Raw genomic sequence first — 1,590 nt, 5'->3', positions numbered from 1 at the left:
TAACAATAAGTTAACAAAAATTAATTTTGTTTACATAAACTTTATAACAAAACATTAAACTTTACAAAAGAAATAAATAATTACAAGTATATCTATACAAAACAAAATAACTAATCTATAATGAAAACACTTAAAATAAGGAGAATATTATATGATCAAATACATAAATTATTTAATGTTTTATAGTTTATTACTACTTTTTTGTTGTAAAATAGATGGAACAAAACCTCAAGAAGAAAGCCCATTAACTAAGGACGAAAAGGAAAAGGTTGAATTACTCAGTCATGGACTTAATGAAATACACAAAAAATCACAAAGTATTGTTCAAAAACATAATAATGGTACAGTAGTGGTTCCAGCAGAATTACTCAATAAGTTTAAAAAAATAATAGATAAATACCCTGGTTTTTATAAATGGCTTTTAAATAATCCTAAAAAACAAAAAGAACTATCTAATATATTTACTATTATTTATAGTGAATTTGAAAAGAATAAAAAACTCGACAATCCTGAAATGACTATTAAACAATATCTAACCCATATTCTTTTTTTAAATGCTAAAAGTGACTTAGATTTTGAGATCCAGCCAGAAGATGACTCAAAACCTATTACTAAAGGTATACATTATATATTCGATACAAATACTAATGAAGAAACGTTTAATAGACTTAAGGAAATCTTAACAACTATAAAAATTATGCTAATAATTGAAAAATCAAACAAGTAAAACCCATACAAAATAACAAAATTCATAATATTGGAAAAATATTTTTCCAATATTATGAAAAAAGGGATCATTTAACAATTAATGATATAACCCATATACTTCTTATTCCTTAAATTCAAAACCTTAAAAGAAATAACTATAAACTATAACAAAACATTAAACTTTACAAAACAAGTAAACAATAAGATAACTGATATATACTTTTTTTCAATCATATATGTAAGGAAATTTAAATGAAAAAAATCAGTATTATTTTGATATTATTATTACTAATTAATAGTTGTGACGCGTACAAACAAAAAAAGAATTCTGATAATAAACCCCAAAGAGATTCAGAAGAACAAATAGAAGAAGCTAAAAAAACACCAGAAGAAATACTCAAAGAAAAGTTAAATGATACTGAAAAAATAAATCTAAATTTCTTAAAAGAAGCATTGAATGATGAAGAAAAGTTTAATAAATTTGTACTATTTGGTCAATCTAAGATTAAAGAAGCTTTGGAGCATATAAAGACTCAACTTGAAAGTTGCAATAATAATGATGATGGTAAAAACACTTTTAAAAACGTAATACAAGGCTACTTTAACAAAATGGATGATAATACATTATCTGGATTTAAAGAAGGAGCAACAAGTACTTGTGGAGCAGGGGGATAAAGATAAAATTACAAACAAATTCTCAAAGGAAATTTCAAAAAGGGATTTAAAAAAGAAAAAAAATTTTGAAGAAAATATTTACAAAAGAACAAGCAAAAAGAGAAAAGGGAATAAATTAAAAGGCTGTAAAAAGTAAAGGAAGTTGACTTTGTGTTAACCGAAAGTAAAAGGTAAGTTAAGAATGAAAAGATGGACTTTATATGCTCT

General features: G+C 23.8%; 2 protein-coding genes. Both read left to right on the top strand.

From position 1 onward, the window contains the following. The first annotated feature begins 151 nt into the window (after positions 1-151). On the top strand, positions 152-727 hold the full coding sequence (locus tag U881_RS0100020) for a hypothetical protein (protein ID WP_024652866.1): 576 nt from the start codon (positions 152-154) through the stop codon (positions 725-727). 233 nt (positions 728-960) lie between these two features. Beyond that, entirely contained in the window at positions 961-1,383 is a 423-nt protein-coding gene (locus U881_RS0100015) for an Mlp family lipoprotein (protein ID WP_024652865.1), read from the top strand. The last annotated feature ends 207 nt before the right edge of the window (positions 1,384-1,590 follow it).

Source organism: Borrelia persica No12 (assembly GCF_000500045.1).
GTDB lineage: Bacteria > Spirochaetota > Spirochaetia > Borreliales > Borreliaceae > Borrelia > Borrelia persica.
Note: the sequence above shows the minus strand (reverse complement) of the source record. Positions and strands in the feature narration are given on the sequence as shown.